The sequence below is a fragment of the Pseudomonas sp. W15Feb34 genome, assembly GCF_023127765.1.
In the GTDB taxonomy this organism is placed as follows: domain Bacteria; phylum Pseudomonadota; class Gammaproteobacteria; order Pseudomonadales; family Pseudomonadaceae; genus Aquipseudomonas; species Aquipseudomonas synxantha_A.
In genome coordinates this window covers 50,760-76,820 of record NZ_SPKN01000003.1, presented here as the reverse complement: position 1 = coordinate 76,820, position 26,061 = coordinate 50,760, and the positions used below count along the sequence as shown (strand labels likewise).

At 60.0% G+C, this 26,061-nt stretch carries 28 protein-coding genes; 21 read left to right on the top strand and 7 right to left on the bottom strand.

Features of this window, described 5'->3' with window-relative positions:
* Window positions 1-18 precede the first annotated feature (18 nt).
* Window positions 19-240, top strand: a complete 222-nt coding sequence (locus E4O97_RS01100; protein WP_078822707.1) for a DUF1161 domain-containing protein — start codon at window positions 19-21, stop codon at window positions 238-240.
* A gap of 57 nt (window positions 241-297) precedes the next feature.
* Here E4O97_RS01100 and E4O97_RS01095 read toward each other — a convergent pair whose 3' ends face one another.
* Complete coding sequence (locus E4O97_RS01095; RefSeq protein ID WP_078822708.1) at window positions 298-1,299, bottom strand: LLM class flavin-dependent oxidoreductase; 1,002 nt, start codon at window positions 1,297-1,299, stop codon at window positions 298-300.
* A 220-nt stretch (window positions 1,300-1,519) separates the two neighbouring features.
* Between E4O97_RS01095 and E4O97_RS01090 the strand changes: the two genes are divergently transcribed.
* Window positions 1,520-1,951: an OsmC family protein gene (locus E4O97_RS01090; protein WP_003187311.1), complete on the top strand. Its 432-nt coding sequence runs from the start codon at window positions 1,520-1,522 to the stop codon at window positions 1,949-1,951.
* A 211-nt stretch (window positions 1,952-2,162) separates the two neighbouring features.
* Window positions 2,163-2,402 (top strand): DUF1161 domain-containing protein, encoded by a 240-nt coding sequence (locus E4O97_RS01085; protein WP_016969660.1) that lies wholly within the window; start codon window positions 2,163-2,165, stop codon window positions 2,400-2,402.
* A gap of 1 nt (window position 2,403) precedes the next feature.
* Here the strand turns inward: E4O97_RS01085 and E4O97_RS01080 are convergent, their stop codons facing one another.
* Window positions 2,404-2,826, bottom strand: a complete 423-nt coding sequence (locus tag E4O97_RS01080) for a hypothetical protein (protein WP_005783410.1) — start codon at window positions 2,824-2,826, stop codon at window positions 2,404-2,406.
* Window positions 2,827-2,936: 110 nt separating this feature from the next.
* Here E4O97_RS01080 and E4O97_RS01075 point away from each other — a divergent pair, with 110 nt between their 5' ends.
* Complete coding sequence (locus tag E4O97_RS01075; RefSeq protein ID WP_032878578.1) at window positions 2,937-3,980, top strand: aminopeptidase; 1,044 nt, start codon at window positions 2,937-2,939, stop codon at window positions 3,978-3,980.
* 95 nt (window positions 3,981-4,075) lie between these two features.
* Here E4O97_RS01075 and E4O97_RS01070 read toward each other — a convergent pair whose 3' ends face one another.
* Window positions 4,076-4,735 carry an HAD family hydrolase gene (locus tag E4O97_RS01070; protein WP_248133095.1) on the bottom strand — a complete coding sequence of 220 codons (660 nt, stop codon included), beginning with the start codon at window positions 4,733-4,735 and terminating at the stop codon, window positions 4,076-4,078.
* Entirely contained in the window at window positions 4,732-5,274 is a 543-nt protein-coding gene (locus tag E4O97_RS01065; RefSeq protein ID WP_005783413.1) for a gamma carbonic anhydrase family protein, read from the bottom strand. Before E4O97_RS01065 ends, E4O97_RS01070 begins: the two co-directional genes overlap by 4 nt.
* A gap of 102 nt (window positions 5,275-5,376) precedes the next feature.
* Here E4O97_RS01065 and prlC point away from each other — a divergent pair, with 102 nt between their 5' ends.
* Window positions 5,377-7,428 (top strand): oligopeptidase A, encoded by a 2,052-nt coding sequence (prlC, locus tag E4O97_RS01060; protein WP_032878576.1) that lies wholly within the window; start codon window positions 5,377-5,379, stop codon window positions 7,426-7,428.
* Window positions 7,425-7,700, top strand: a complete 276-nt coding sequence (locus E4O97_RS01055; RefSeq protein ID WP_032878575.1) for a YheV family putative zinc ribbon protein — start codon at window positions 7,425-7,427, stop codon at window positions 7,698-7,700. The genes prlC and E4O97_RS01055 overlap by 4 nt, the downstream gene beginning before the upstream one ends.
* Before the next feature lie 106 nt (window positions 7,701-7,806).
* Here E4O97_RS01055 and E4O97_RS01050 read toward each other — a convergent pair whose 3' ends face one another.
* Window positions 7,807-8,463, bottom strand: coding sequence for a dual specificity protein phosphatase family protein (locus E4O97_RS01050; protein WP_248160762.1), 657 nt, complete (start codon window positions 8,461-8,463; stop codon window positions 7,807-7,809).
* A 275-nt stretch (window positions 8,464-8,738) separates the two neighbouring features.
* Here E4O97_RS01050 and E4O97_RS01045 point away from each other — a divergent pair, with 275 nt between their 5' ends.
* From E4O97_RS01045 to E4O97_RS01020, 6 genes are all read left to right on the top strand, one after another.
* Entirely contained in the window at window positions 8,739-9,491 is a 753-nt protein-coding gene (locus E4O97_RS01045) for a gluconate 2-dehydrogenase subunit 3 family protein (protein WP_032878573.1), read from the top strand.
* Between the two features lie 2 nt (window positions 9,492-9,493).
* Entirely contained in the window at window positions 9,494-11,278 is a 1,785-nt protein-coding gene (locus E4O97_RS01040; RefSeq protein WP_005783418.1) for a GMC family oxidoreductase, read from the top strand.
* Between the two features lie 12 nt (window positions 11,279-11,290).
* The gene (locus E4O97_RS01035; protein WP_103734084.1) at window positions 11,291-12,589 is read left to right on the top strand and encodes a cytochrome c; all 1,299 of its coding nucleotides are present in this window, start codon (window positions 11,291-11,293) and stop codon (window positions 12,587-12,589) included.
* A gap of 81 nt (window positions 12,590-12,670) precedes the next feature.
* Complete coding sequence (locus tag E4O97_RS01030) at window positions 12,671-13,729, top strand: PA0069 family radical SAM protein (RefSeq protein WP_032878571.1); 1,059 nt, start codon at window positions 12,671-12,673, stop codon at window positions 13,727-13,729.
* A gap of 228 nt (window positions 13,730-13,957) precedes the next feature.
* The gene (locus E4O97_RS01025) at window positions 13,958-14,686 is read left to right on the top strand and encodes a carbonic anhydrase (protein ID WP_005783421.1); all 729 of its coding nucleotides are present in this window, start codon (window positions 13,958-13,960) and stop codon (window positions 14,684-14,686) included.
* 85 nt (window positions 14,687-14,771) lie between these two features.
* On the top strand, window positions 14,772-16,319 hold the full coding sequence (locus tag E4O97_RS01020; RefSeq protein ID WP_248160761.1) for a SulP family inorganic anion transporter: 1,548 nt from the start codon (window positions 14,772-14,774) through the stop codon (window positions 16,317-16,319).
* A 131-nt stretch (window positions 16,320-16,450) separates the two neighbouring features.
* Here the strand turns inward: E4O97_RS01020 and E4O97_RS01015 are convergent, their stop codons facing one another.
* Window positions 16,451-17,098, bottom strand: a complete 648-nt coding sequence (locus E4O97_RS01015) for a hypothetical protein (RefSeq protein WP_032878569.1) — start codon at window positions 17,096-17,098, stop codon at window positions 16,451-16,453.
* A gap of 369 nt (window positions 17,099-17,467) precedes the next feature.
* Between E4O97_RS01015 and coxB the strand changes: the two genes are divergently transcribed.
* From coxB to E4O97_RS00995, 4 genes are all read left to right on the top strand, one after another.
* On the top strand, window positions 17,468-18,595 hold the full coding sequence (coxB, locus tag E4O97_RS01010) for a cytochrome c oxidase subunit II (protein ID WP_005783424.1): 1,128 nt from the start codon (window positions 17,468-17,470) through the stop codon (window positions 18,593-18,595).
* 58 nt (window positions 18,596-18,653) lie between these two features.
* Window positions 18,654-20,237 carry a cytochrome c oxidase subunit I gene (gene ctaD, locus E4O97_RS01005; RefSeq protein WP_005783425.1) on the top strand — a complete coding sequence of 528 codons (1,584 nt, stop codon included), beginning with the start codon at window positions 18,654-18,656 and terminating at the stop codon, window positions 20,235-20,237.
* Between the two features lie 63 nt (window positions 20,238-20,300).
* Window positions 20,301-20,852 carry a cytochrome c oxidase assembly protein gene (locus tag E4O97_RS01000; protein ID WP_078822713.1) on the top strand — a complete coding sequence of 184 codons (552 nt, stop codon included), beginning with the start codon at window positions 20,301-20,303 and terminating at the stop codon, window positions 20,850-20,852.
* Between the two features lie 35 nt (window positions 20,853-20,887).
* Window positions 20,888-21,775 (top strand): cytochrome c oxidase subunit 3, encoded by an 888-nt coding sequence (locus E4O97_RS00995; RefSeq protein WP_005783427.1) that lies wholly within the window; start codon window positions 20,888-20,890, stop codon window positions 21,773-21,775.
* 6 nt (window positions 21,776-21,781) lie between these two features.
* Here E4O97_RS00995 and E4O97_RS00990 read toward each other — a convergent pair whose 3' ends face one another.
* A complete protein-coding gene (locus E4O97_RS00990; RefSeq protein ID WP_032878566.1) occupies window positions 21,782-21,985 on the bottom strand; it encodes a twin transmembrane helix small protein in 204 nt (67 codons plus the stop codon).
* Window positions 21,986-22,017: 32 nt separating this feature from the next.
* Here E4O97_RS00990 and E4O97_RS00985 point away from each other — a divergent pair, with 32 nt between their 5' ends.
* From E4O97_RS00985 to E4O97_RS00965, 5 genes are read left to right on the top strand one after another with little or no spacing between them, the layout of a single operon-like run.
* Window positions 22,018-22,782: an SURF1 family protein gene (locus E4O97_RS00985; RefSeq protein WP_248160760.1), complete on the top strand. Its 765-nt coding sequence runs from the start codon at window positions 22,018-22,020 to the stop codon at window positions 22,780-22,782.
* Window positions 22,748-23,341 carry a hypothetical protein gene (locus E4O97_RS00980; protein ID WP_248160759.1) on the top strand — a complete coding sequence of 198 codons (594 nt, stop codon included), beginning with the start codon at window positions 22,748-22,750 and terminating at the stop codon, window positions 23,339-23,341. Before E4O97_RS00985 ends, E4O97_RS00980 begins: the two co-directional genes overlap by 35 nt.
* A 10-nt stretch (window positions 23,342-23,351) precedes the next feature.
* Window positions 23,352-24,431 carry a COX15/CtaA family protein gene (locus E4O97_RS00975; RefSeq protein WP_078822715.1) on the top strand — a complete coding sequence of 360 codons (1,080 nt, stop codon included), beginning with the start codon at window positions 23,352-23,354 and terminating at the stop codon, window positions 24,429-24,431.
* On the top strand, window positions 24,419-25,318 hold the full coding sequence (gene cyoE / locus E4O97_RS00970; RefSeq protein WP_078822716.1) for a heme o synthase: 900 nt from the start codon (window positions 24,419-24,421) through the stop codon (window positions 25,316-25,318). Before E4O97_RS00975 ends, cyoE begins: the two co-directional genes overlap by 13 nt.
* Complete coding sequence (locus tag E4O97_RS00965; protein ID WP_005783433.1) at window positions 25,315-25,950, top strand: SCO family protein; 636 nt, start codon at window positions 25,315-25,317, stop codon at window positions 25,948-25,950. Before cyoE ends, E4O97_RS00965 begins: the two co-directional genes overlap by 4 nt.
* Window positions 25,951-26,061: the final 111 nt, after the last annotated feature.

Sequence of the window (26,061 nt, the reverse complement as noted above, 5' to 3'; positions counted from 1 at the left end):
GCGCAAGGAAAGTAACGGATGAAGAAGTTTCTGTTGGCGGTGGGTTTGTTGAGCATTGCGGGTACGGCGATGGCAGCCAAGAACTGTGAGGAGCTGAAAAGCGAGATCGCAGCGAAAATCGATGCCAAGGGCGTACCGCATTACTCTTTGGAAATCGTAGATAAAGGCGCCGCAGCGGATGGTGACGTCGTAGGGACGTGCGGCGGCGACACCAAGGAAATTGTCTACAAGCGCGGTTGATTCCGTGCTCCAGACATAAAAACCGACGCAAGTGCGTCGGTTTTTTTCGCTTGGATTTCAGCCCTTCATCACCTGTGCCAGCAGCTCGTAGGAATGAATCCGGTCAGCGTGCTCATAAAGGTCACTGGTAAAAATCAGCTCATCGGCGCCGGTCTGCTCGATCAACACCTCCAGCTTGGCGCGAATCTTCGCCGGGCTACCCACCATGGCCAGGCCAAGGAAGCTACCCACCGCGTCTTTTTCATGGGGCAGCCACAAGCCGTCCATGGTTTTTACCGGTGGGCGCTGCACCAGGCTCTGGCCGCGCATCAGCGCGAGGATGCGTTGGTACACCGAGGTGGCCAGGTAATCGGCCTGTTCATCGGTATCGGCTGCCACCAGTGGAATGCCGAGCATCACGTAGGGCTTGTCCAGTACCGCCGAAGGCTTGAAGTGATTGCGGTACACACGAATCGCCTCATGCATCAGGCGCGGTGCGAAGTGGGAGGCGAAGGCGTAGGGCAAGCCACGCTCACCGGCCAATTGCGCGCTGAACAGGCTCGAACCCAACAGCCACACTGGCACATTGGTGCCCGTGCCCGGTACGGCGATCACCCGTTGGTCGGGCGTACGCGGGCCCAGGTAGGCCATGAGTTCGGCTACGTCTTCGGGGAAGTCATCGGCACTGCCGGAACGTTCACGGCGCAGGGCGCGAGCGGTCATCTGGTCAGAACCGGGCGCGCGGCCCAGGCCCAGGTCGATACGGCCGGGGTAGAGGCTTTCCAGAGTGCCGAACTGTTCGGCAATCACCAATGGCGCGTGGTTAGGCAGCATGACGCCGCCGGAACCGACACGAATGGTCGAGGTGCCGCCAGCCAGATAGCCGAGCAATACTGAAGTGGCCGAGCTGGCGATGCCGTCCATATTGTGGTGCTCAGCCACCCAGAAGCGGTTGTAGCCGAACTTTTCCACGTGTTGGGCCAAGTCCAGGGAATTGCGCAGCGATTGCGCCGGGCTGCCATTGGCACGCACGGGCACCAGGTCGAGGGTCGAAAACTTTACGTCGGACAGCGATTTCATCAGCCTGCTTCTCCAATAGGGCGTACAGGCTTTTTTAAACGAGCTAAAACCTGCCGCTGCGTGTGCATACTCTATGCAATGAGGGCATATACCCGAGATTCAATAGGTGGCTCCGAAATTTCCTACTGTCTCGCTAGGTTTTTCCGACAAGGTGAACTTTGCCCACGGGTCTATCCTCAGAACCCTTACTGACGCAAAACCACCGTTCGAGGAGAAAGCTATGAGTATCGTTAAAAAGGCATCCGCGCATTGGGAAGGTGATCTGAAGACAGGCCTGGGTTCCATATCCACTGAAACCGGCGTGCTGCGCGAAGCGCCCTACGGCTTCAAGGCCCGTTTCGAAGGCGGCAAGGGCACCAACCCTGAGGAGCTTATCGGCGCAGCTCACGCCGGCTGTTTCTCCATGGCGTTTTCCATGATTCTCGGCGATGCCGGGCTCAAGGCTGACAGCATTGATACCCAGGCCGAAGTGACCCTGGACCAGGTCGAGGGCGGATTTGCGATCACTGCCGTGCACCTGATCCTTAAAGCCAAGATCCCGGGCGCGAGCCAGGCGCAGTTCGATGAGCTGAGCAAAAAGGCCAAGGAAGGGTGCCCGGTGTCCAAAGTGCTGAATGCAACCATCACCTTGGATGCCACGCTGGTCAACTGACACAGCAGTACTCTTGTGTGGGAGCGGGCTTGCTCGCGAATGCGGTGGATCAGCCGATATCTCGGTGACTGACACTCCGTATTCGCGAGCAAGCCCGCTCCCACATTTTCAGTTGTGCGTTAAATCAGAACTCGTGTTTGTAAAATGTGGTCGAATAGCCCATGCAGCCTAGGCGCACACTCGTGCGCAGCGCATTCAGGGAGCTACACACATGAAACGTTTTGCCTTGGCAATCATCTGCGGTGTATTGGCCACTTCGGCCGTGGCCGCGCCAAAAGATTGTGAAGAGCTCAGGAAAGAAATCGAAGTGAAGATCCAGGCCAAGGCGATTCCGTCCTACACCCTGGAAATAATCACTGCCGAAGAAGCCAAGAACCATGACAGCGCCATGATCGTCGGTTCGTGCGAAAACGGTACGAAGCGCATCATCTATCAGAAAAACAACGACTGACTCAGATGCAGTTGACGCTGCGTTCTTCGGCCAGCAACTGGCGCGCTGAGTCATACAGCCGGATGTTGGGCGTGAACGCCAGCGAGCGACCTTCGAGCACATAGCGTTGGCCGGCCTGGAAATGGTCGTACTGCAGGGTCATGAAACAGGTGCGATACATCATCTGGCTAAGGCCCCCCAAACCGCCGCCGGCGGGCACTTCAAAGTCAAAGCGCACCATCAGCTCGTGAGGGCCGGGAGGCATTTGGAAGAAGCGCCCGTCGTTGAGGTTTTTCCCGTCCAGGCGCTGAGCCATGACCAATTTGGAGCCCGGCGTCGGCGTGGTGAAATCCACCCAGGCCTGTTGCGGGTCGACAGGCGGGATGGGGGCCGAAGTGCAAGCGCTGAGCAGGAGGGCGGCAACGGGCAATGGAAACTGACGCATGGCAGGTACTCAACGCGAGAAGAGCCTTGAGTATAAACATGCCGCGCCATGGAAAAATCCCGTTCAAGCGCGATAGTCTGGCGAATAAATCACCCAGGAGCAGTCGGGGCATGATCAGGTGTTTTCTTCCAGGGTTGATGGTTGTGCTACTCAGCGGTTGTTCCAGCGTCAGTTATTACAGTCAGTTGGCGAGCGGTCAGTGGCAGTTATTGCGGGCCCGGGAGCCGGTTGCCGAAGTTATCGCCGACCAGACTCGCCCTCAACTATTGCGCGAGCATCTCGTGCAATCGCAAAAAGCTCGCACCTTTGCCAGTGAGCACTTGCATCTGCCTGATAATCAAAGCTACCGGTTATACGCCGATATCGGCCGGCCCTATGTGGTCTGGAATGTCTTCGCCACGCAGGAATTTTCTCTGGCTCCTGAAAACCACTGCTTTCCCATCGCCGGTTGCGTTGCCTATCGCGGCTACTACAACCAAGGCGCGGCGCGTGGCGAGGCGGCGCTGTTGCGGCAACAAGGCATGGACGTGTCGATCGGTGGCGTCGAAGCCTATTCCACCCTGGGGTGGTTCAACGACCCGATCATGAGTTCGATGATGAGTTGGGGTGATGAGCGCCTCGCGACTCTGATCTTCCACGAACTGGCCCACCAGCGTTTCTACGTGAAGGATGACACCGAGTTCAACGAGTCATTCGCCACGTTCGTCGAGCAGGAAGGCACCCGTCAGTGGCGGGCGGCACGGGGCCTGGCGCCTGTCAGCGATGCGGCGTTGAAGCAGCGTGATCAGTTCATCCGACTCATTCTCGATACCCGCAAGCGCCTGGAAGCGTTGTATGCGCAGCCGTTGGCAGCGGACGCGATGCGCCGGGCCAAAGCGGCGCAATTCGAGCAGTTGCGCAGCGAATACCGGCAACTGCGTGATAGCCAATGGGGTGGTGACAAGCGTTATGACGCCTGGATCAACCAGCCGATGAATAACGCTCGGCTTTTGCCGTTTGGGTTGTATGACCAGTGGGTACCGGCGTTTGCGGCGTTGTTTGCGCAGGAAGGTGGGGATTGGGTGAGGTTTTATGCGGCGGTGGAGAAGTTGGGTGGGTTGCCGGTGGAGCAGCGTAAAGCGGCGTTGAGGCAGTTGGAGAAGGTTGGCCGTTAGGGCCTCATCGCAGGCAAGCCAGCTCCCACAGTTGACCGCATTCTCATGTTGAAAATCGGCCAACTGTGGGAGCTGGCTTGCCTGCGAAAGCGGTCTCAAGGCCGCTGCAAAAACGCCTGGTGCATCTGGTCCAACGTCTCGAAGTGCCAGGTCGGCGCTTCGGCACTCAACTCTTCAAAACTGCCGAACCCATACCCTACCGCCGCCGAATCCAACCCATTGCTGCGTGCGCCGATCAGGTCATGCTTGCGATCACCGATCATCAAGGTTGTGGCCGGGTCCAGCCCTTCCTCACGGATCAAGTGGGCGATCAACTCGACCTTGTTGGTACGCGTGCCGTCCAGTTCGCTGCCGTAAATCACCTTGAAGTGCTTGGCAAAGTCGAAATGCCGCGCAATCTCGCGGGCAAATTCCCATGGCTTGGAGGTGGCCACGTACAGTTGGCGCCCTTGGCTGTTGAGTTCCTCCAGCAATGGCATCACGCCGTCGAACACGCGGTTTTCATACAGCCCGGTGACCTTGAAGCGCTCGCGGTAGAAATTCACCGCTTCCCAGGCCTTGGCCTCGTCGAAACCGTAGAACTGCATGAACGCTTGCAGCAGAGGCGGGCCGATGAAGTGTTCAAGCTTGGTCAGGTCAGGTTCGTCGATGCCCAATTTGCCAAGGGCGTACTGGATCGAACGGGTGATGCCCTCACGCGGATCGGTGAGCGTGCCGTCCAGGTCGAAGAGGACCGTTGGGTGGTTGAGGGTCATTGATCGAATCCTTCTGCCAGGTGCAGGTCCTTGAGCTTCACGTAGTTCGCAGCGCTGTAGGTGAAAAAGGCGCGCTCCTTGTCAGTCAGCGCGCGGACCTGTTTAACCGGGCTGCCCACATACAAAAAACCACTGTCGAGTTTCTTGCCGGGTGGCACCAGGCTGCCGGCGCCGATGATCACGTCGTCCTCGACCACGGCGCCGTCCATCACGATGCTGCTCATGCCGATCAAGACGCGGTTGCCCACCGTGCAACCATGCAGCATGACCTTGTGGGCGATGGTCACGTCGTCGCCGATCAGCAGCGGGAAACCATCAGGATTGAACGGCCCTGCATGGGTAATGTGCAACACGCAGCCGTCCTGCACACTGGTGCGTGCGCCGATGCGGATGCGGTGCATGTCGCCGCGAATCACGGTCAGCGGCCAAACCGAGCTGTCGGGGCCGATTTCGACATCGCCGATCACCACCGCCGAAATATCGACAAAAGCCCCGGCGCCCAGGGTTGGCGTGTGGTTCTGATAGGTGCGAAGGGTCACGATAGCCTCTCTCTCTTCTGCTGATAGCTGCGGTGGGTGTTGATTGTAATTAAGATGGCCCCATCTTTGTTCTTACATGTTTCTTCAGCCAAGGTGCCAACCGTGAGCGCGAACAACCCTCTTTTGCAGTCCTACGACCTGCCGCCGTTCTCGGCGATCCGTGCCGAGCACGTCCAGCCGGCCATCGAACAGATCCTCGCCGACAACCGTGTGGCTATCGCAGACATCCTGCAAAGCCAGGGCAAAAATCCGACATGGGCCGGTCTGGTCCTGGCCATGGATGAACTGAACGACCGCCTTGGCGCTGCCTGGAGCCCGGTCAGCCACCTCAATGCAGTGTGCAACAGCGCCGAGTTGCGTGAAGCCTACGAGGCTTGCCTGCCCGCCTTGAGTGCCTACTCCACCGAGATGGGCCAGAACCGTGAACTGTTCCAGGCTTTCGACGCCTTGGCCAACAGCCCCGAGGCCGCCGGTTTCGACGTGGCGCAAAAAACCATTCTGGAACACTCCCTGCGCGATTTCCGCCTGTCGGGTATCGACCTGCCGCCGGAGCAGCAAAAGCGCTACGCCGAAGTGCAAAGCAAGCTTTCCGAGCTGGGCAGCAAATTCTCCAACCAGTTGCTGGACGCTACCCAGGCCTGGACCAAGCACGTCACCGATGAAGCCACCCTCGCCGGCCTGACCGACTCGGCCAAGGCGCAAATGGCTGCCGCCGCCCAGGCCAAGGGCCTCGACGGCTGGCTGATCACCCTGGAATTCCCCAGCTATTACGCCGTGATGACCTATGCCCAGGACCGCGCCCTGCGTGAAGAGGTCTACGCGGCCTACTGCACCCGTGCGTCGGACCAGGGCCCGAATGCCGGTCAGAACGATAACGGCCCGGTGATGGAACAGATTCTCGACCTGCGTCAGGAACTGGCCCAATTGTTGGGTTACGCGTCCTTCGCCGAGCTGAGCCTGGCGACCAAGATGGCCGACTCCAGCGACCAGGTGCTGAGCTTCCTGCGGGACCTGGCCAAACGCAGCAAGCCGTTCGCCACACAGGATCTGCAACAGCTCAAGGCTTACGCCGCCGAACAAGGCTGCGCCGACCTGCAAAGCTGGGACAGCGGTTTCTATGGCGAAAAATTGCGTGAGCAGCGCTACAGCGTGTCCCAGGAAGCCCTGCGTGCTTACTTCCCGATCGACAAGGTGCTGGGCGGCCTGTTTGCCATTGTGCAACGCCTGTACGGCATCGAGATTGCCGAACAGAAGGGCTTCGACACCTGGCACCCGGACGTTCGCCTGTTTGAAATCAAAGAAAATGGCGAGCACGTCGGGCGCTTCTTCTTCGACCTGTATGCCCGCGCCAACAAGCGTGGCGGTGCCTGGATGGACGGTGCCCGCGATCGTCGTCGCACCGTCGATGGCGTGCTGCAAAGCCCGGTCGCCAACCTGGTGTGCAACTTCACGCCAGCCGACAGCGGCAAGCCTGCGCTGCTGACCCACGATGAAGTCACCACCCTGTTCCACGAATTCGGCCACGGCCTGCATCACCTGCTGACTCGCGTCGAGCACGCCGGTGTATCCGGGATCAACGGCGTGGCGTGGGATGCGGTGGAATTGCCGAGCCAATTCATGGAGAACTGGTGCTGGGAGCCCGAGGGCCTGGCGCTGATCTCTGGCCACTATGAAACCGGCGAGCCCCTGCCCCAGGATCTGCTGGAAAAAATGCTCGCGGCGAAGAATTTCCAGTCCGGCCTGATGATGGTGCGTCAGCTGGAGTTCTCGTTGTTCGACTTTGAGCTGCACGCCACTCATGGCGATGGCCGCAGCGTGGCGCAGGTGCTTGAAGGTGTACGTGATGAAGTCTCGGTGATGCGTCCGCCGGCCTACAACCGCTTCCCCAACAGCTTCGCACACATCTTCGCCGGTGGTTATGCGGCGGGTTACTACAGCTACAAATGGGCCGAAGTGCTTTCGGCCGATGCCTTCTCCAAGTTCGAAGAAGACGGTGTGCTCAATGCCCAGACCGGGCGTGCGTTTCGCGAAGCGATCCTGGCGCGTGGCGGTTCCCAGGCGCCGATGGTGCTGTTCGTCGACTTCCGCGGACGGGCGCCGTCGATTGACGCACTCTTGCGCCACAGCGGCCTGAGTGAGGACGCGGCAGCATGAGTGAAGCGCCTGTGATTACCAAAAAGCAATTTATCGCCGGGGCGGTCTGCCCGGCGTGCAGTGAGCCGGACAAGTTGAAAATGTGGACCGAAGACAGCGTGCCGCACCGCGAATGCGTGGCCTGCGGGTATACCGATACGTTGAATGATCAGGGGCTTTCGGTGCCCAAGGAGTTGGGCACGCGGGTCAATACATCGGCATTGAAAGCGCCGGCGGATCCAAAAGTGCAGGCGGTGCAGTTCTTCCCCAATCCCAAGCTCAAAAAAGACTAAACCGGACTCACTGTAGGAGCGAGCTTGCTCGCGAAAAACGTTAACGATAACGCGGTTTCCCTAAGTAAACGCGGTGTCATTCAGTTATTCGCAAGTAAGCTCACGCCTACAATTTTTTCTCTTCCTGGCCCGTTGTGGTGATCCAGTCTTTCATTGAGCACAACGCGAACGCGCTGGTGCTGCAATCGCCATTCGCCAAAGCTGTACGCAACTTGTCGACATCGGCTTTCATCATGTAGCGAACCCCGTCCTTGAAGCCATTGCTGCTGCCGAAGCCGCCCAAGGTCATCTCGTTCAGCGCGTCCTCCTTGCTCCATCCCTGAACCACCACCCGATACATCGCTGCCATCAGGCCAGTCCGGTCGGCGCCGTCCTTGCAGTGCATCAACACCGGGCCATCTGCTTCTGCTGTCTGAATCGCTCTGATCGCCGCCAACACGTCGGAATCGTCGACATGGTTGGTGCGATAGCTCAACTGCACCTGTTTGATATCAGATGATTTAAGCCACTGCGCATCAGATTCCGGCAAAAAGTTGATGACGGTAGCGATCTTGAGTTCTTCCAAAATGGGCAGTGCATCACCGTCTGGCAATGCGCTGCGATAGAGCGTGGGCGTCATTTGATGCAGGTTGTACTGGTCACCCACTGGTTGGGCCCATTCCGGCGAGCGGATCGAGATCGCGTCATCGGCCTGGGCTTGACGCGTGTTGAACAGGGCCATGACCGCCAAGCCGAGGATAGGCAGTAATCGTGTGTTGAACATGGACAGTGTGACCGAATAAGGAAGTGGCTGATGGGCCGTAGATTCGCTTAGGGGCGGTCAATGTCGCGTGAGGTCTTCGTCAAAGAATTGTGATTCATCCGATCTGATCCGGTGTTTTTCTCGCTGAATCGACTCTTCTCAATTCTTAGCCTGCTATCATTTGTAACTATTGTTTGCCAATGTGTTCTATGTTTTTGGATCCCATTGCTTGGCAAGCCTTCACGCTGCTCCCAGAAGCGGCGGATAAACCCGTGACCACATGATGAGGTGTATCCATGTCTGATCAAGATCAAGACAACCCCCGGCGTGACTTTCTACGCAAATCCTTGACCTTGATCCCGGTGGTCACGGTTGCCAGCACCGGCCTGGGTGGTTCGATGCTGATGGCCACGCCGGAGCCTGCCCAAGCGGCGCCGGCCAAACCTGCGACGAGCGATAAAGCCTATGAGCCGAGCTATTTCACGGCCGAGGAATGGGCGTTCATCAACGCCGCCGTCGAGCGCTTGATTCCGGCTGATGCCCAAGGCCCTGGCGCACTGGAAGCTGGCGCGCCGGAATATATCGACCGCCAGATGAACACCCCTTACGCCAGCGGCGCCCTGTGGTTCATGCAAGGTCCCTTCAACGCCGATGCGCCGCCGGAAATGGGCTGGCAGAGCAAATTGGTACCCAAGGAAATCTATCGCCTGGGTATCGCCGCAACGGACGCTTGGTCGAAAGCGTTCAACGGCAAGGCTTTTGCTGCGCAAGACAGCGCTACCCGAGACGATATGCTACGCCGTCTGGAGGCCGGCGGCAGCGAAGTTGCCGCGCACTTCGACGCCGTGCCGCCAAAGATGTTCTTTAACCTGTTGCTGCAAAACACCAAGGAAGGTTTCTTCTGCGACCCGATCCATGGCGGCAATAAAGGCATGGTCGGCTGGACCATGATCGGCTTCCCCGGCGCCCGCGCCGACTTCATGGATTGGGTGGAACGCAACGAGCAATACCCCTTCCCGGCTGTTTCCATTCGCGGCGAGAGGGCATAAACGTGGCGACCATCATGAAGAAAGTGGATGCGGTGATTGTAGGCTTTGGCTGGACCGGCGCGATCATGGCCAAGGAGCTGACGGAAGCAGGCCTCAACGTGGTAGCGCTGGAGCGCGGCCCGATGCAGGACACTTATCCGGACGGCAACTATCCCCAGGTCATCGACGAATTGACCTACAGCGTGCGTAAGAAGCTGTTCCAGGACATTTCCAAAGAGACAGTAACCATTCGCCATAGTGTGAATGATGTGGCCTTGCCCAACCGTCAACTCGGTGCGTTCCTGCCGGGTAATGGCGTGGGCGGCGCGGGGCTGCACTGGTCGGGCGTGCATTTTCGTGTCGATCCGATCGAGTTGCGTATGCGCAGCCATTACGAGGAACGCTACGGGAAGAACTTCATTCCCAAGGACATGACCATCCAGGATTTCGGCGTCAGCTATGAAGAGCTGGAGCCGTTTTTCGACTATGCGGAAAAAGTCTTCGGTACCTCCGGGCAGGCCTGGACGGTCAAAGGTCAGTTGGTAGGCGAAGGCCGTGGGGGCAACCCTTACGCGCCGGATCGTTCCAACCCGTTCCCGTTGGAGGCGCAGAAGAATACGGTCTCCGCACAACTGTTTCAGAAAGCAGCTACGGAGGTGGGTTACAAGCCTTACAACCTGCCGTCGGCCAATACGTCGGGGCCATACACCAACCCCTACGGCGCGCAGATGGGACCGTGCAATTTCTGCGGCTTTTGCAGTGGCTACGTGTGCTACATGTATTCCAAAGCGTCGCCGAACGTGAACATCCTGCCGGCCCTGCGCCAGGTGCCCAACTTCGAGTTGCGGCCCAATTCCCACGTACTCAAGGTCAACCTCGACAGCACCAAGAAAAAAGCCACTGGCGTGACCTATATCGATGCCCAGGGCCGCGAATGCGAACAGCCGGCAGACCTGGTGATTCTGGGCGCGTTCCAGTTCCATAACGTGCGCCTGATGTTGCTGTCGGGCATCGGCAAACCCTACGACCCGATTACCAATGAGGGCGTGGTAGGCCGCAACTTCGCTTACCAGAACATGGGCACCATCAAGGCGTTCTTTGATAAGGACACCCACACCAACAACTTCATTGGCGCGGGCGGCAATGGCGTGGCCATCGACGACTTCAACGCCGACAACTTCGACCACGGCCCCCACGGCTTCGTGGGGGGCTCGCCGATGTGGGTCAACCAGGCGGGCAGCCGGCCGATTGCCGGTACTTCCAACCCGCCGGGCACGCCGGCCTGGGGCAGCGCCTGGAAGCGTGCCACCGCCGATTACTACACCCACCAGGTGTCGATGGATGCCCACGGTGCCCATCAATCCTACCGGAGTAACTATCTGGATCTGGATCCGGTTTACCGCGATGCCTACGGCCTGCCGCTGCTGCGCATGACGTTCGACTGGCAGGAAAACGACATCAAGATGAACCGCTTCATGGTCGAGAAAATGGGCAAGGTCGCACAGGCGATGAACCCCAAGGCCATCGCCGTGTTGGGTAAAAAAGTCGGTGATCACTTCAATACCGCCTCTTACCAGACCACCCACCTCAACGGCGGCGCCATCATGGGCACCGACCCGAAAACCAGTGCGTTGAACCGCTACCTGCAGTGTTGGGATGTGCACAACGTGTTCGTCCCGGGCGCGTCTGCTTTCCCACAGGGCTTGGGCTATAACCCTACCGGCCTGGTGGCAGCTTTGACCTATTGGTCAGCTCGAGCAATCCGCGAGCAGTACCTGAAAAACCCCGGCCCACTGGTTCAGGCATAAGGAGCGATGACCATGAAAGCACTCGTTATCGCCTCCCTGGCGCTCTTCAGCAGCTGCTCGGTGAGCGCTGCGGAATCTGACTTGATCAAGCAGGGTGAATACCTGGCACGTGCCGGCGACTGCGTGGCTTGCCACACCGCCAAAGGCGGTAAACCCTTCGCCGGTGGCCTGCCGATGGAAACACCCATCGGCGTGATCTACTCCACCAACATCACCCCAGACAAGACCGGCCTGGGCGACTACAGCTTCGAAGACTTCGACAAGGCCGTGCGCCATGGCGTCGCCAAGAACGGCAGTACGCTTTACCCGGCGATGCCCTATCCGTCCTACGCGCGTGTCAGCGATAGCGATATGCAAGCGCTGTATGCGTATTTCATGAAGGGCGTCGAGCCGGTCGCCCAAGAGAACAAGGACAGCGATATCCCCTGGCCTTTGAGTATGCGTTGGCCGTTGGCCGCGTGGCGCTGGATGTTTGCGCCGGCGGTCGAGGCGCAACCGTCACCAGCCGCAGCGGATCCGGTGATCAGCCGTGGCGCGTACTTGGTGGAAGGTCTGGGACACTGCGGCGCCTGCCATACGCCGCGTGCCCTGACCATGCAGGAAAAAGCCCTGAGCGCCACTGACGGCAACGACTTCCTGTCCGGCAGCGCGCCGTTGGAGGGCTGGATTGCGAAAAGCCTGCGTGGCGACCACAAGGACGGCCTCGGCAGCTGGAGCGAAGAGCAACTGGTGCAGTTTCTCAAGACCGGTCGCAGTGACCGCAGTGCGGTGTTCGGTGGTATGAGCGATGTTGTCGTCCACAGCATGCAGTACATGTCAGAAGATGACTTGACCGCTATCGCCCGTTACCTCAAGAGCCTGCCGGCGGTGGACCCCAAGGATCAGCCGCACCAGTACGACAAGCAGGTGGCCGAGGCGCTTTGGAAAGGTGATGACAGCAAGCCGGGCGCCTCGGTGTATATCGACAACTGCGCGGCCTGCCACCGCACCGATGGCCATGGCTATACGCGAGTGTTCCCGGCGCTGGCGGGTAACCCGGTCGTGCAGACGGCGGACGCCACGTCGTTGATCAACATTGTGTTGAACGGCGGCACCTTGCCGGCGACGCATACCGCGCCGTCCACCTTCACCATGCCGGCATTCGCCTGGCGCCTGTCGGACCAGGAAGTGGCCGATGTGGTCAGTTTTATCCGTGGCAGCTGGGGCAACCAAGGGGCGCCGGTAAACGCCAGCGATGTGGCAGGCCTGCGCAAAAGCGATATGCGCACCACGTCGGGCGATGATCTGGGGCAGGTGACGCAAAAGCACTGATCCCACTCTAGCCGCCCAACGGCACTGGTCAGCAACCCCGCGCCTCGATACTGTATATAAAAACAGTATCGAGGCGTTTTCATGACTACTGCGCTGCCGCCCCGGGGTCGGGGCACGGCCACCAACCTGCACAACCGGTTTGCACCTACGGTCAGCGTGGCCGAGGACGATGGCTGGTACCAGGAGGTGCCGCCCACTCAAGGCACCGAAGTGCGTATCGAAACGGCCAAGACCATCATCACCCGCAACAACTCGCCGGACTTGCCGTTCGATCGCTCGATCAACCCTTACCGCGGCTGTGAGCATGGGTGCATCTATTGTTATGCACGGCCCAGCCATGCCTATTGGGACATGTCCCCGGGGCTCGACTTCGAGACCCGGCTGATTGCCAAGAGCAATGCGGCCGATGTGCTGGAGCAGCAGCTGTCCAAGCCTGGCTATGTGTGCGCGCCGATCAACCTGGGCTCTAACACCGATCCGTACCAGCCTATCGAACGCGAATACAGGATCACGCGGCAAACCCTTGAAGTGCTGCTACGCTACCGTCACCCGGTGACGATCATCACCAAGGGCTCGCTGATCCTGCGTGATCTGGACCTGCTCACCGAGTTGGCCCGTCAGCGCCTGGTGGCGGTGATGATCAGCCTGACCAGCCTGGATGACGAGCTCAAGCGCATCCTGGAGCCACGCACGGCGGCGCCCAAGGCGCGGTTGCGGGCCATTCGGGTGATGCGCGACGCGGGTATTGCGGTGGGTGTGTTGTGCTCGCCGATGATTCCGATGATCAACGACAGTGAGCTGGAAAACCTGCTGACCGAGGCTCATGCGGCCGGTGCGCAAAGCGCGGCGTACATGATGCTGCGCCTGCCGTTGGAAGTGGCGCCGCTGTTCGAGGAGTGGCTGGCGGCACACTACCCGCAGCGTGCGGCTCATGTGATGAGCCTGGTGCGTCAGGTACGCGGTGGTGAGGTGTATGACAGCCGCTTCGGTGTGCGCATGCGGGGTGAAGGGCCCTTTGCCGATTTGCTGGCTCAACGCTTCAGCAAGGCGATCAAGCGTTTGGGGCTGAACCGACGCGAAGGATTCAACCTGGATTGCACCGCATTCTGCCCACCGGGCAGACAGATGACATTGTTGTAAACTGAAGAAGATGGCGGTGAATTTACCGTAGGAATAGTCGCCTTTTGATATCACTGAAACCCGCGATCTAGAGCGTTTCATTCAGTTTGAGTTAAGTTTCAGCGGTTACCTTGTTCAGCGAGTGACTGACGAGTCGGTGCCCTGTTCTGCGGTGGTTTTACAACTATTTCACCGCCCTGGCGTCGAACTGACCTGAACCCTCCCCTGCATTGATCAAGAGGATGAATCATGAGTGACAAGGATAAACAGCCGTTGGCTGCGTCGGCTTCAGCCCCTGTGGCGGAGTCCGCCGATGCAGCGCTGCAACACATCGTTGACGGTTTTTTGCATTTCCATCACGACGTCTTCCCTCAGCAGGAAGAACTCTTCAAGAAACTTGCCACGGCCCAGAGCCCGCGGGCAATGTTCATTACCTGCGCCGACTCGCGCATCGTGCCCGAGCTGATTACCCAAAGCTCCCCGGGCGACCTGTTCGTGACCCGTAACGTCGGTAACGTGGTGCCTCCCTACGGCCAAATGAACGGTGGTGTCTCCACGGCCATCGAGTATGCGGTGCTTGCCCTTGGTGTACAGCACATCATTGTGTGCGGGCACTCCGACTGCGGCGCGATGCGCGCGGTACTCAACCCAGACAGCCTGGAAAAGATGCCGACGGTCAAGGCATGGCTGCGTCACGCCGAGGTCGCCAAGACCATGGTCCATGACAACTGCGACTGCGCCAACGAAGGCGAGAGCATGGCGGTGCTGACCGAAGAAAACGTTATCGCCCAACTGCAACATTTGCGCACCCACCCTTCCGTGGCTTCGCGCATGGCCAATGGTCATTTGTTTATCCATGGCTGGATCTACAACATCGAGACCAGCGAAATTCGGGCCTACGATGCGGACAAAGCGGCGTTCCGACCGCTGAACGGCACCGAGCCGATCCCTTCAGCGACGCCTAAAGCGCGCTTCTAAAACACTTCCCTGCCGGGTAACGCGGTGGCTGCCATGGACGCAGCCAGGCTTTACCGCGCCCGGCGAATGCCTCGGGAGAGTCATCATGCGTGCTGCTCAATTGAAAGCTGTTTTGCCACGAGAGCTGCTCGCCTCGGTGGTTGTTTTTCTGGTTGCCCTGCCGCTGTGCATGGGCATTGCGATCGCATCCGGTATGCCGCCGGCCAAGGGGCTGATCACCGGGATCATCGGTGGCCTGGTGGTGGGCTGGTTGGCGGGGTCGCCGCTGCAAGTCAGCGGCCCGGCGGCGGGTTTGGCGGTACTGGTGTTCGAACTGGTGCGCCAACACGGCATGATGATGCTGGGGCCGATCCTGCTGCTGGCCGGCTTCCTGCAGCTGGTGGCCGGGCGTTTGCGCCTGGGTTGCTGGTTTCGTGTCACGGCGCCGGCGGTTGTCTACGGCATGTTGGCGGGGATCGGCGTGTTGATTGTGCTTTCGCAGATCCATGTGATGCTTGATGGGGCGCCCAAGCCATCCGGGCTGGATAACCTGGCAGGCTTCCCGGCGGCGTTGGCTGAAGCGCTTCCGACCTTGGGTGGCGGGCTCGGGTGGCAGGCCGGCCTGCTCGGTCTGTCGACCATGTTGGTCATGTACCTGTGGGACAAATTCCGCCCGCGGCAATTGCGTTTTGTGCCGGGCGCCCTGCTGGGGGTGGGGCTGGCGACCGTCACCAGCCTGGTGCTGGCCCTGCAGGTCAAGCGCGTGGAGGTCCCGGAAAATCTCGCGGATGCCATTGACTGGCTGCGCCCCAGCGATCTGCTCAACCTGGCTGACCCACAGCTGTTGATCGCAGCTTTCGCCGTAGCGTTTATCGCCAGCGCCGAAACCCTGCTGTCTGCCGCAGCGGTGGATCGTATGCACAGCGGCCAGCGTTCCGATTTCGATAAGGAATTGTCTGCCCAAGGTGTCGGCAACATGCTCTGCGGCCTGGTGGGTGCCCTGCCGATGACCGGCGTGATCGTGCGCAGCTCGGCCAACGTCCAGGCCGGGGCTACCACTCGCTTGTCGGCGATGTTCCATGGCCTGTGGTTGCTCGGCTTCGTGCTCTTGCTGTCGAGCGTGCTGCAAAGCATTCCGGTCGCGAGCCTGGCGGGTGTGCTGGTGTACACCGGGATCAAGCTGGTGGACGTCAAGGCGTTCAAGGCGCTGGGACGTTACGGGCGGATGCCGATGTTCACCTATGCGGCCACGGCACTGGCGATCATCTTCACCGACTTGCTGACCGGTGTGCTGGTGGGCTTCGGACTTACGCTGCTCAAACTGGCGTTCAAGGCTTCGCGGCTGAAAGTCAGCTTGATCGACCTGCCTCAAGAGGGGGAGATGGAGCTGCGCTTGACGGGTGCGGCGACCTTTCTGAAAGTGCCGGCGCTGACTCAGGTGCTGTCGGCGGTGCCTGCGGGGACCACGTTGCATGTGCCGCTGAGTAACTTGAGTTACATCGACCACTCTTGTCTGGAATTGCTGGAGGAGTGGGGGCGGGCCAATGCGGCCAAAGGCTCGACGCTGGTGATCGAGGCGCGTGGCTTGAAGCGCCGGTTGGAAGGTCGGGTACGTACGACGGTGGGAATAGGTTCGGCGCCGTCCGTTACCTGACGAAACCCGATCAAAAAATGTGGGAGGGGGCTTGCTCCCGATAGCGGTGGACCAGTCAAAATCTCTTTGGCTGATACACCCCAATCGGGAGCAAGCCCCCTCCCACATTTGATCGCCGTAAAATGGCAGTTTTATGCAGGCTGATCCAGCGTCAGCTCAACCCCAAGCTGGCGCGACAGGCACGGCCAGCGCTTCCATGCCGCTTCGGTGCTCGGGCTCTTCAGGGTCTCGCGGTACGCCTCGACCGACTCCAGCGCAAAACTGTCTTCGTTGAGCATTTCATCCACTGCGTGGTGTACGGCTTCATCCAATTGGTTGGCGAATGTTTCGCCGATCAATTGATGGGCAATCACGTTGGCCACGGTGGTATCCGCCGGAATCAACGGCTGGCCGAAATGCTTGATATACAGATCGTTGACCTCCTCCACCAAGCGATGGGCCAGGTAAGCTTCGTCCAGCAGGCCGTCCAGACCTTCGTGGCCGGCCAGGATTGCGGGGGGTTGCAGGAAGAAGTGTTCGGCGATTTTCAGCACCGGCTTGATCTGGCTTTCAATTCCGGCCTCGCGGGCCACGTCATTGGCAGCGTCCAGCAAATCGGGAACCAGGTCGATGTAAGCGGTGACAAAGCGCGTCATAACGATGTTGCGATCACCGTCAGCCAGGGAAATGGCCGAGTGCAGGTGCGGCAATTGTTGTCCCAACTGAGTGGCAAGTTGGCCGGTGCTAGCTTCGTGTTGATGGGCACGGGAAATCTGCTCGCGCAATGCGGCGGTGTTCATGAAGGCTCCAGTGAAACAGGCGTAGGAAAAGGGAGAGGATAAGGTAGTTCGTTTATACGAGCGCCTAAGACGCATTTGTCATAATTATTTCATGGTTATAGGCAGGCGTTATATCGAAATGCCATCGTTCGTCGGATAAACGATTCCGCCGCCCATTTTACGGGGTCCGTCTGTCTGTTTCTATTCATTTGCCCCCACACATTGCGGGGTTGCTAGGGCTGTCTATACTCGGTTTTGTACGCAATTAGCTGATGACGCCCAACTGCATGGCGCAGGCAAGGCTTGGCGGTTGTAAGCAGTATGGAAGCCGCTCCCTTGGCCGCAGGTGCAAACCGGCGGGATAACAAGAAACATAAAGGGGAACCCGCAATGACGCGACATCCACACGTATGGATGGGCCTCCTGTTGTGGTCGGTATTCGGCCAGGCGCACGCCGCCTGGACAACGAATATGGCGCCAGGGGCTACTGAAGTCAGTCACGCCGTGTTTGACCTGCACATGACCATTTTCTGGATCTGTGTGGTGATCGGCATCGTCGTGTTTGGCGCGATGTTCTGGTCGATGATTTTGCACCGGCGATCCACGGGCCAGGTCGCGGCCAAGTTCCACGAGAGCACCACGGTGGAAATTCTCTGGACGGTCGTGCCCCTGCTGATCCTGGTGGCCATGGCGATTCCGGCGACCAAGACCCTGATCAACATCTACGACAGCAGTGAGTCGGATATCGATATCCAGGTCACCGGCTACCAGTGGAAGTGGCACTACAAATACCTGGGCCAGGATGTGGAGTTCTTCAGCAACCTGGCCACGCCCGCCGAGCAGATTCATAACCAGGCCACCAAGGGCGAACATTACCTGTTGGAAGTCGACCAGCCGCTGGTGTTGCCGGTGGGTGCCAAGGTGCGCTTTCTGGTGACCGCCGCCGACGTGATCCACTCCTGGTGGGTGCCGGCCTTTGCGGTCAAGCGCGATGCCATCCCGGGCTTCGTCAACGAGGCTTGGACCCGTGTCGAGAAACCCGGCATCTACCGCGGCCAGTGCGCCGAACTTTGCGGCAAAGACCACGGCTTCATGCCCATCGTGGTCGAGGTCAAGTCCCGGGCCGACTACGACACCTGGCTCGGCGAGCGCAAGGAAGAAGCGGCCAAGCTCAAGGAGCTGACCTCCAAAGAGTGGACGCTGGACGAACTGGTGGCCCGTGGCGACAAGGTCTATCACACCACCTGCGTTGCCTGTCACCAGGCTGAGGGCCAAGGTTTGCCGCCGATGTTCCCGGCGCTCAAGGGCTCGAAAATCGCCACCGGCCCCGCCGCCGATCACCTGGGCATCGTCTTCCACGGTAAGCCCGGCACCGCGATGGCAGCCTTCGGCAAACAACTCTCGGAAGTGGATATCGCCGCCGTGGTGACTTACGAGCGTAACGCCTGGGGCAATAACAAAGGCGACATGGTCACGCCCAAAGACGTGCTGGCTTTGAAACAGGCCGAAAGCAAATGACTACTTTCAACGCCAATACCCTGAATCGCCCCGCTCACTCGCTTGCAGGAGAACGGCCATGAGCACTGTGATCGACCACGGTCATGCCGACCATGCCCACGGCCCCGCCAAAGGCTTGATGCGCTGGGTGCTGACCACCAACCACAAAGACATCGGCACGATGTACCTGTGGTTTGCCTTCACCATGTTCCTGCTCGGTGGCTCGTTTGCCATGGTGATCCGCGCCGAGCTGTTTCAGCCAGGCCTGCAGATCGTGCAACCGGCGTTCTTCAACCAGATGACCACCATGCACGGCCTGATCATGGTGTTCGGCGCGGTGATGCCGGCCTTCGTCGGGCTGGCCAACTGGATGATCCCGCTGATGATCGGCGCGCCGGACATGGCCCTGCCGCGCATGAACAATTTCAGCTTCTGGCTGCTGCCGGCGGCGTTCCTGCTGCTGGTCTCCACCTTGTTCAGCCCCGGTGGCGGGCCGAACTTCGGTTGGACTTTCTACGCGCCGCTTTCCACCACCTATGCGCCGGAAAGCGTGACGTTCTTTATCTTTGCCATCCACCTGATGGGCATCAGTTCGATCATGGGCGCGATCAACGTGGTCGCCACCATCCTCAATCTGCGTGCCCCCGGCATGACCTTGATGAAGATGCCGCTGTTCGTGTGGACCTGGCTGATCACCGCGTTCCTGCTGATCGCGGTGATGCCGGTGCTGGCGGGCTGCGTGACCATGATGCTGATGGATATCCACTTCGGTACCAGCTTCTTCAGCGCGGCCGGTGGCGGTGATCCGGTGCTGTTCCAGCATGTGTTCTGGTTCTTTGGCCATCCCGAGGTGTACATCATGATTCTGCCGGCGTTTGGCGCCGTCAGCTCGATCATCCCGACCTTCTCGCGCAAGCCGCTGTTTGGCTACACCTCGATGGTCTACGCCACGGCGAGCATCGCGTTCCTGTCGTTCATCGTCTGGGCGCACCACATGTTCGTGGTGGGCATTCCGCTGGTGGGTGAGTTGTTCTTCATGTACGCCACCCTGCTGATCGCCGTGCCCACGGGGGTGAAGGTATTCAACTGGGTCAGCACCATGTGGCAGGGCTCGCTGACGTTCGAGACGCCGATGCTGTTTGCGGTGGCCTTCGTGATCCTGTTCACCATTGGCGGCTTCTCCGGGCTGATGCTGGCGATTGCCCCGGCGGACTTCCAGTACCACGACACCTACTTTGTGGTGGCGCACTTCCATTACGTACTGGTGCCCGGCGCGATCTTCGGGATCTTCGCTTCGGCCTACTACTGGCTGCCGAAATGGACTGGCCACATGTACGACGAAACCCTGGGCAAGTTGCATTTCTGGCTGTCTTTCGTGGGCATGAACATGGCGTTCTTCCCCATGCACTTTGTAGGGCTGGCGGGTATGCCGCGGCGGGTGCCGGACTACAACCTGCAATTCGCCGACTTCAACATGGTTTCGTCCATTGGTGCCTTTATGTTCGGCGCCACACAGATCTTCTTCCTGTTCATTGTCATCAAGTGCATCCGTGGGGGTACGCCGGCACCGGCCAAGCCCTGGGATGGCGCCGAGGGCCTGGAATGGAGCGTGCCCTCGCCTGCGCCGTATCACACCTTCACCACCCCGCCGGAGGTCAAATGAATACCTCTGTGTGTTGCGAACGCGGTCCATGTGGGAGGGGCGCACCAGCCTTGGGTGGGTGTCATGTCTGACTCCGTGCCGATCAAACGCCTGGTCACCCGCCTGCTGATCCTGGTACTGGCGATGTTCGCCTTCGGCTTCGCGCTGGTGCCGATCTACGACGTGATGTGCAAGGCCTTCGGCATCAACGGCAAGACCGCCGGGCAGTACGAGGGCGAGCAAATGGTCGACCCCTCACGTCAGGTTCGGGTGCAGTTTCTGTCCACCAACGCCATCGACATGGTCTGGGAATTTCATTCCAAGGCCGATGAGATTGTGGTCAACCCGGGGGCGGTCAACGAGATGCTGTTCGTGGCCTACAACCCCACCAATAAGCCGATGACCGCCCAGGCGATCCCGAGTATTTCCCCGGCCGAAGCGGCCATGTATTTCCACAAGACCGAATGCTTTTGCTTCACCCAGCAAGTGCTTCAGCCGGGTGAGCGCATCGAGATGCCGGTGCGTTTTATCGTCGACCGCGCGATGCCCAAGGATGTGAAGCATTTGACCCTGGCGTACACGCTGTTCGATATCACTGCGCGCCAACCGCCCGTGGCCGCGAGGACCGGGGGCTAGCTACTGTTTGCCCCCTCAATCAGGAGAGCGAATACATGTCGACTCATGATACGTACTACGTACCAGCGCAAAGCAAATGGCCGATAATTGCCACGATTGGCCTGCTGGTCACCGTGTACGGCCTGGCGGTGTGGTTCAACGACTTGAAGGCTGCGCGCCCCGAATCCCACGGGCCGTGGATCTTTTTCGTCGGCGGCCTGTTGTTGGCCTACATGCTGTTTGGCTGGTTCGGTGCTGTGATCAAGGAAAGTCGCGACGGGCTGTACAGCGCACAAATGGACCGCTCGTTTCGCTGGGGCATGACCTGGTTCATCTTTTCGGAGGTGATGTTCTTTATCGCGTTCTTCGGTGCGTTGTTTTATGTGCGGCACATGTCGGCGCCATGGCTGGCAGGTGAGGGCTCCAAAGGCGTTGCGCATATGCTGTGGCCGAACTTCGAGTTCGCCTGGCCCTTGCTCAATAACCCTGACCCCAAGCTCTATCCTGCGCCTGAAGGCACCATCAGCCCGTGGGGCCTGCCGTTGGTGAATACCATCCTGCTGGTGAGCTCCAGCGTGACCATCACCATCGCCCACCATGCCCTGCGTAAAGGCCATCGGGGTGCGCTGAAAATCTGGCTGGCGATCACAGTGCTGTTGGGCCTGGCGTTTCTCGGGTTCCAGGCCGAGGAGTACATCCACGCCTATAAAGAACTGGGCCTGACCCTGGGTTCAGGGGTATACGGCGCCACGTTCTTCATGCTGACGGGCTTTCACGGCGCCCACGTAACCATCGGCACCATCATTTTATTCGTGATGCTGATGCGCATCCTGCGTGGGCATTTCAACGCCGAGCACCAGTTCGGCTTCGAGGCGGCCAGTTGGTATTGGCACTTTGTGGACGTGGTGTGGATCGGGTTGTTTTTCTTTGTTTATGTGCTGTGAGGCGGATTACCAAGGCGCATGAGAGACCAGTTGGCCGCTGAAAAAGCCCCAGGCGATCAAGCCCACGGTGATCACGGCCAGTACCACACGCACGGTCAAGGCAGTGACGAGGCGGTTGGAGTTGCCCTCGTCCTTGACCAGGAAGAACAGGCCACTGAACAGGCTCACGACAGTCGCGATCAGCATCAGGGCAATGGCTGCTTTGAGCATGGTCTGGCTCCAGGGCTACAGAGGGAGGGGCGATGAGATCCAGTATAGCCAGTGCCATGCAGCGCTTTCGTCCAGGTATCGCGCCGACGCTGGTGGTGCTGGTGTTGCTGCCGCTCATGGTGAGCCTGGGGTTCTGGCAACTGTCCCGTGGGCATGAAAAACAGCTGCTGGTGGAGCGTTATGCCGAGCGCCGCGCTGCCGAGCCGATCAGCAGTGCGCAGCTCAATGATATGGCCGACCCTGCCTTTCGCCGCGTCCATCTTCGCGGGCAATTGGACGCTGCGCACAGCATATTGCTGGATAACCGTATGCGTGACGGCAAGGCAGGTGTCGAGCTGCTGCAACCCTTTCAGGACCAGGCTAGCGGCCTGTGGCTGTTGCTTAATCGCGGCTGGTTGCCGTGGCCGGACCGGCGCACGCCGCCGGCCTTCTCCACGCCTGAACAGGCATTGAATCTTGACGCCTGGGTGTACGTCGCCCCCGGCGAGACCTTCCAACTGCATGCCGACCCTGCCAGCGCGCAATGGCCACGTTTGCTCACCGCACTGCATCCCGCCGCGCTGTGGGACGAGCTGGGGCGCAGCGGCTTTGCCTACGAACTGCGTGCCGAAGCGGGCCCGGGTACGTACGAAACCACCTGGCCTATCGTTGCCATGGGCCCGGAAAAACACCTGGCCTACGCAGTGCAGTGGTTCGCCATGGCACTGGCACTGCTGGTGCTTTACCTCTACCTCGGATGGCACAACAAAAAGGAGAAGCCCCATGAGAGCGGCCATGAATCCACCCAGCACGTCTGAAACGCCGGACCGGCGCAAAGGGCGCTGGCAGCTGATTTTGATCCTCATGATGGTGATCGGTCCGATGGCGCTGGCCACCTTCATGTACAAGTTGCAGTTCTGGGTGCCGGACAGCCGCAGCTATCACGGTGAACTGATCGGCAACGGCCAGACCCGTGCCGATATCGGCGTGCAGGCCGGCGAAGGTCGGTGGCAACTGTTGGTCACCGCACCCACCGCACCCACCGCCTGCGCCGCCGATTGCCAACAACTGGTGTACCTGGCGCGCCAACTGCAAATCAGCCTTGGCCGTGATGCGTCCCGCGCCAACCATGCCCTGGCGGCTGCGCAACCGCTGAGCACCGACTATGAGGCCAAGCTCAAGGCTGAGTACCCGCAACTGCAGCGCTACCCGCTGGATGTGTCGACCTTTGCCAGGAACGCCGCGGCGCCCGGTGAGGCTCAACTGTGGATCGTCGACCCCCACGGCAACCTGGTGCTGCGCTACGACGCCAAGGTCAAGGGCAAGGACTTGCTCAACGACCTGCGCCTGCTGCTGAAACTGTCGAACATCGGATAGGGGCACCGTCATGGCCAAGCCTGGATTTCGCCTCGCGCTGTTTGCCACCTTATTGGCGCTGATCGTCGTGCTGCTCGGTGCCTATACCCGGCTGACCCACGCCGGGCTCGGCTGCCCGGACTGGCCCGGGTGCTACGGCTTTATCGGCGTGCCGCAAAGCGAAGCCCAGTTGGCCCACGCCGAACTGCATTTTCCGGATACGCCGGTAGAGGCCGATAAGGGCTGGGCAGAAATGACCCATCGCTACTTCGCCGGCACCCTGGGTCTGCTGATCGCGCTGCTGGCGGCGCGTGCGTGGAGCCATCGACGCGACCCGGGCCAGCCGGTGAAATTGCCATTGTTTGTATTGGTGGTGGTGTTCGCCCAGGCGGCCTTTGGCATGTGGACGGTGACCTTGAAGCTGTGGCCACAAGTCGTCACCGGGCACCTGTTGGGTGGTTTTGCGACCTTGAGCCTGTTGTTTTTGCTGACCCTGCGTTTATCCGGCGTGCTGCCGGCGCTGATCGTGCCCAGGCGCCTGCAATATTGGGCAACGGCGGGGCTGGTACTGGTAATCGGGCAGATCGCGCTGGGCGGTTGGGTCAGTTCCAACTACGCGGCCGTGGCCTGTGTCGACCTACCGACCTGTCACGGCCAATGGTGGCCGGCGGCGGATTTTGCCAATGGCTTTCACCTGACCCAGCATATCGGCCCCAATTACCTGGGCGGCCAACTTGATAGCGAGGCGCGCACGGCGATCCACCTGACCCATCGCATCGGCGCGGTACTGGTCACCTTGGTGCTATTGGGGTTGGCCTGGCAACTGCGTGCAGTGGGCATGACGCGGTTGGCGGGCTTGCTGCTGATCGCCCTGGCTGCGCAAATCTGCCTGGGTGTGAGCAATGTGGCGTTCGGCCTGCCGCTGCCGGTGGCGGTGGGTCACAACGCGGGTGGAGCGGCCTTGTTGCTGAGCCTGGTGCTGGTCAATTACCACGCCCGCACGAGCCTGGTCCGGGTTCGCGCCCCGCTGACGCTCGGTTGGCGGTTCATCCCGCGCAAACAGGTCTCAGGCCTGATCACCCTTAAAGGAGAGATGCCATGGCGACCCTGATCGGCGCAGGTCACGATCGGGCAATCTGGCGTGACTATCTGGAGCTGACCAAGCCCAAAGTGGTGGTGCTGATGCTGATCACCTCGCTGGTGGGCATGTTCCTGGCCACTCGCGCTGGCGTGCCGTGGACGGTGCTGGTGTTCGGTAACCTGGGCATTGCCCTGTGTGCAAGCGGCGCGGCGGCGGTGAACCATGTGGTTGATCGGCGGATTGATGCGCTGATGGCGCGCACCCATAAGCGGCCACTGGCTGAGGGTCGTGTATCGCCCGCTGCAGCATTGGCCTTTGCGTTGTTGCTGGCGGTGGCGGGCCTGGCGCTGCTGCTGGCGTTCACCAACCCCCTGGCGGCCTGGCTGACATTGGCGTCGCTGCTCGGGTACGCGGTGATCTACACCGGTTTTCTCAAGCGGGCGACGCCGCAAAATATCGTCATCGGTGGCCTGGCCGGCGCAGCGCCGCCGCTGCTGGGTTGGGTGGCCGTCACCGGGCATGTGAGTGCCGAACCCCTGCTGTTGGTGCTGATTATCTTCGCCTGGACCCCGCCGCACTTCTGGGCGCTGGCCATTCACCGCAAAGAGGAATACGCCAAGGCCGACATCCCCATGTTGCCGGTCACCCATGGTGAGCACTACACCAAGGTGCATATCCTGCTATATACCTTCGCCTTGCTGGCGGTGAGCCTGATGCCCTATGTCATCCATATGAGTGGCGTGCTCTACCTGGCCTGTGCCCTGGTTTTGGGTGCACGCTTTCTGCAATGGGCCTGGGTGCTGTACCGTGGCAGCCAGCCGCACGCGGCGATCAACACGTTCAAGTACTCTATCTGGTACTTGTTGCTGCTGTTTATCGCCCTGCTCGTAGACCACTACTTACTGTTGAACCTATGACTCGAACTCAAAAAACCGTCTTCATCCTCGTGGCCCTGGTGGCGTTGATCATGGGCCTGACCGTCAACAAAGTGCTCTCGGGCAAAGGCCAGGGCGACCCGACCGCGCTGATCGACGCGGGCATCATCCTGCTGCCGCAAAGCCGCCAGTTGCCCGCAGTGAGCATGACCAACCAGGACGGCCAGCCGGTGCTGGCCAATGAATTGAAAGGCAAGTGGAGTCTGTTGTTCTTCGGCTACACCTTCTGCCCGGACATCTGCCCGACCACCCTCGCCCAGCTGCGCCAGATCAAGAGCGAGCTGCCTAAAGAGGCTGTGGATAAGTTGCAGGTGATTTTGGTCAGCGTCGATCCGAACCGCGATACTCCGGCCCAGCTCAAGCAGTACCTGGGTTACTTCGACCCGCAATTCCAGGGCCTGACCGGCGCGAATGTTGAGGATGTGCAGAAGGTTTCGAATGCCGTGAGCATCCCCTTCATTCCGGCAGATACCAGCAAGCCGAACTACACCGTGGACCACAGCGGCAACCTGGCGCTGATCGGCCCGGATGGTACCCAGCGTGGCTTTATCCGAGCGCCGCTGAACAACCAGAAACTGGTAGCGCAGTTGCCAGGCTTGCTCCAACGCAAGTAAAGACAACACAAAACCAAATGTGGGAGGGGGCTTGCTCCCGATAGCGGTGGGTCAGTCAGCTCATGCATCGACTGACACCCTGCTATCGGGAGCAAGCCCCCTCCCACATTT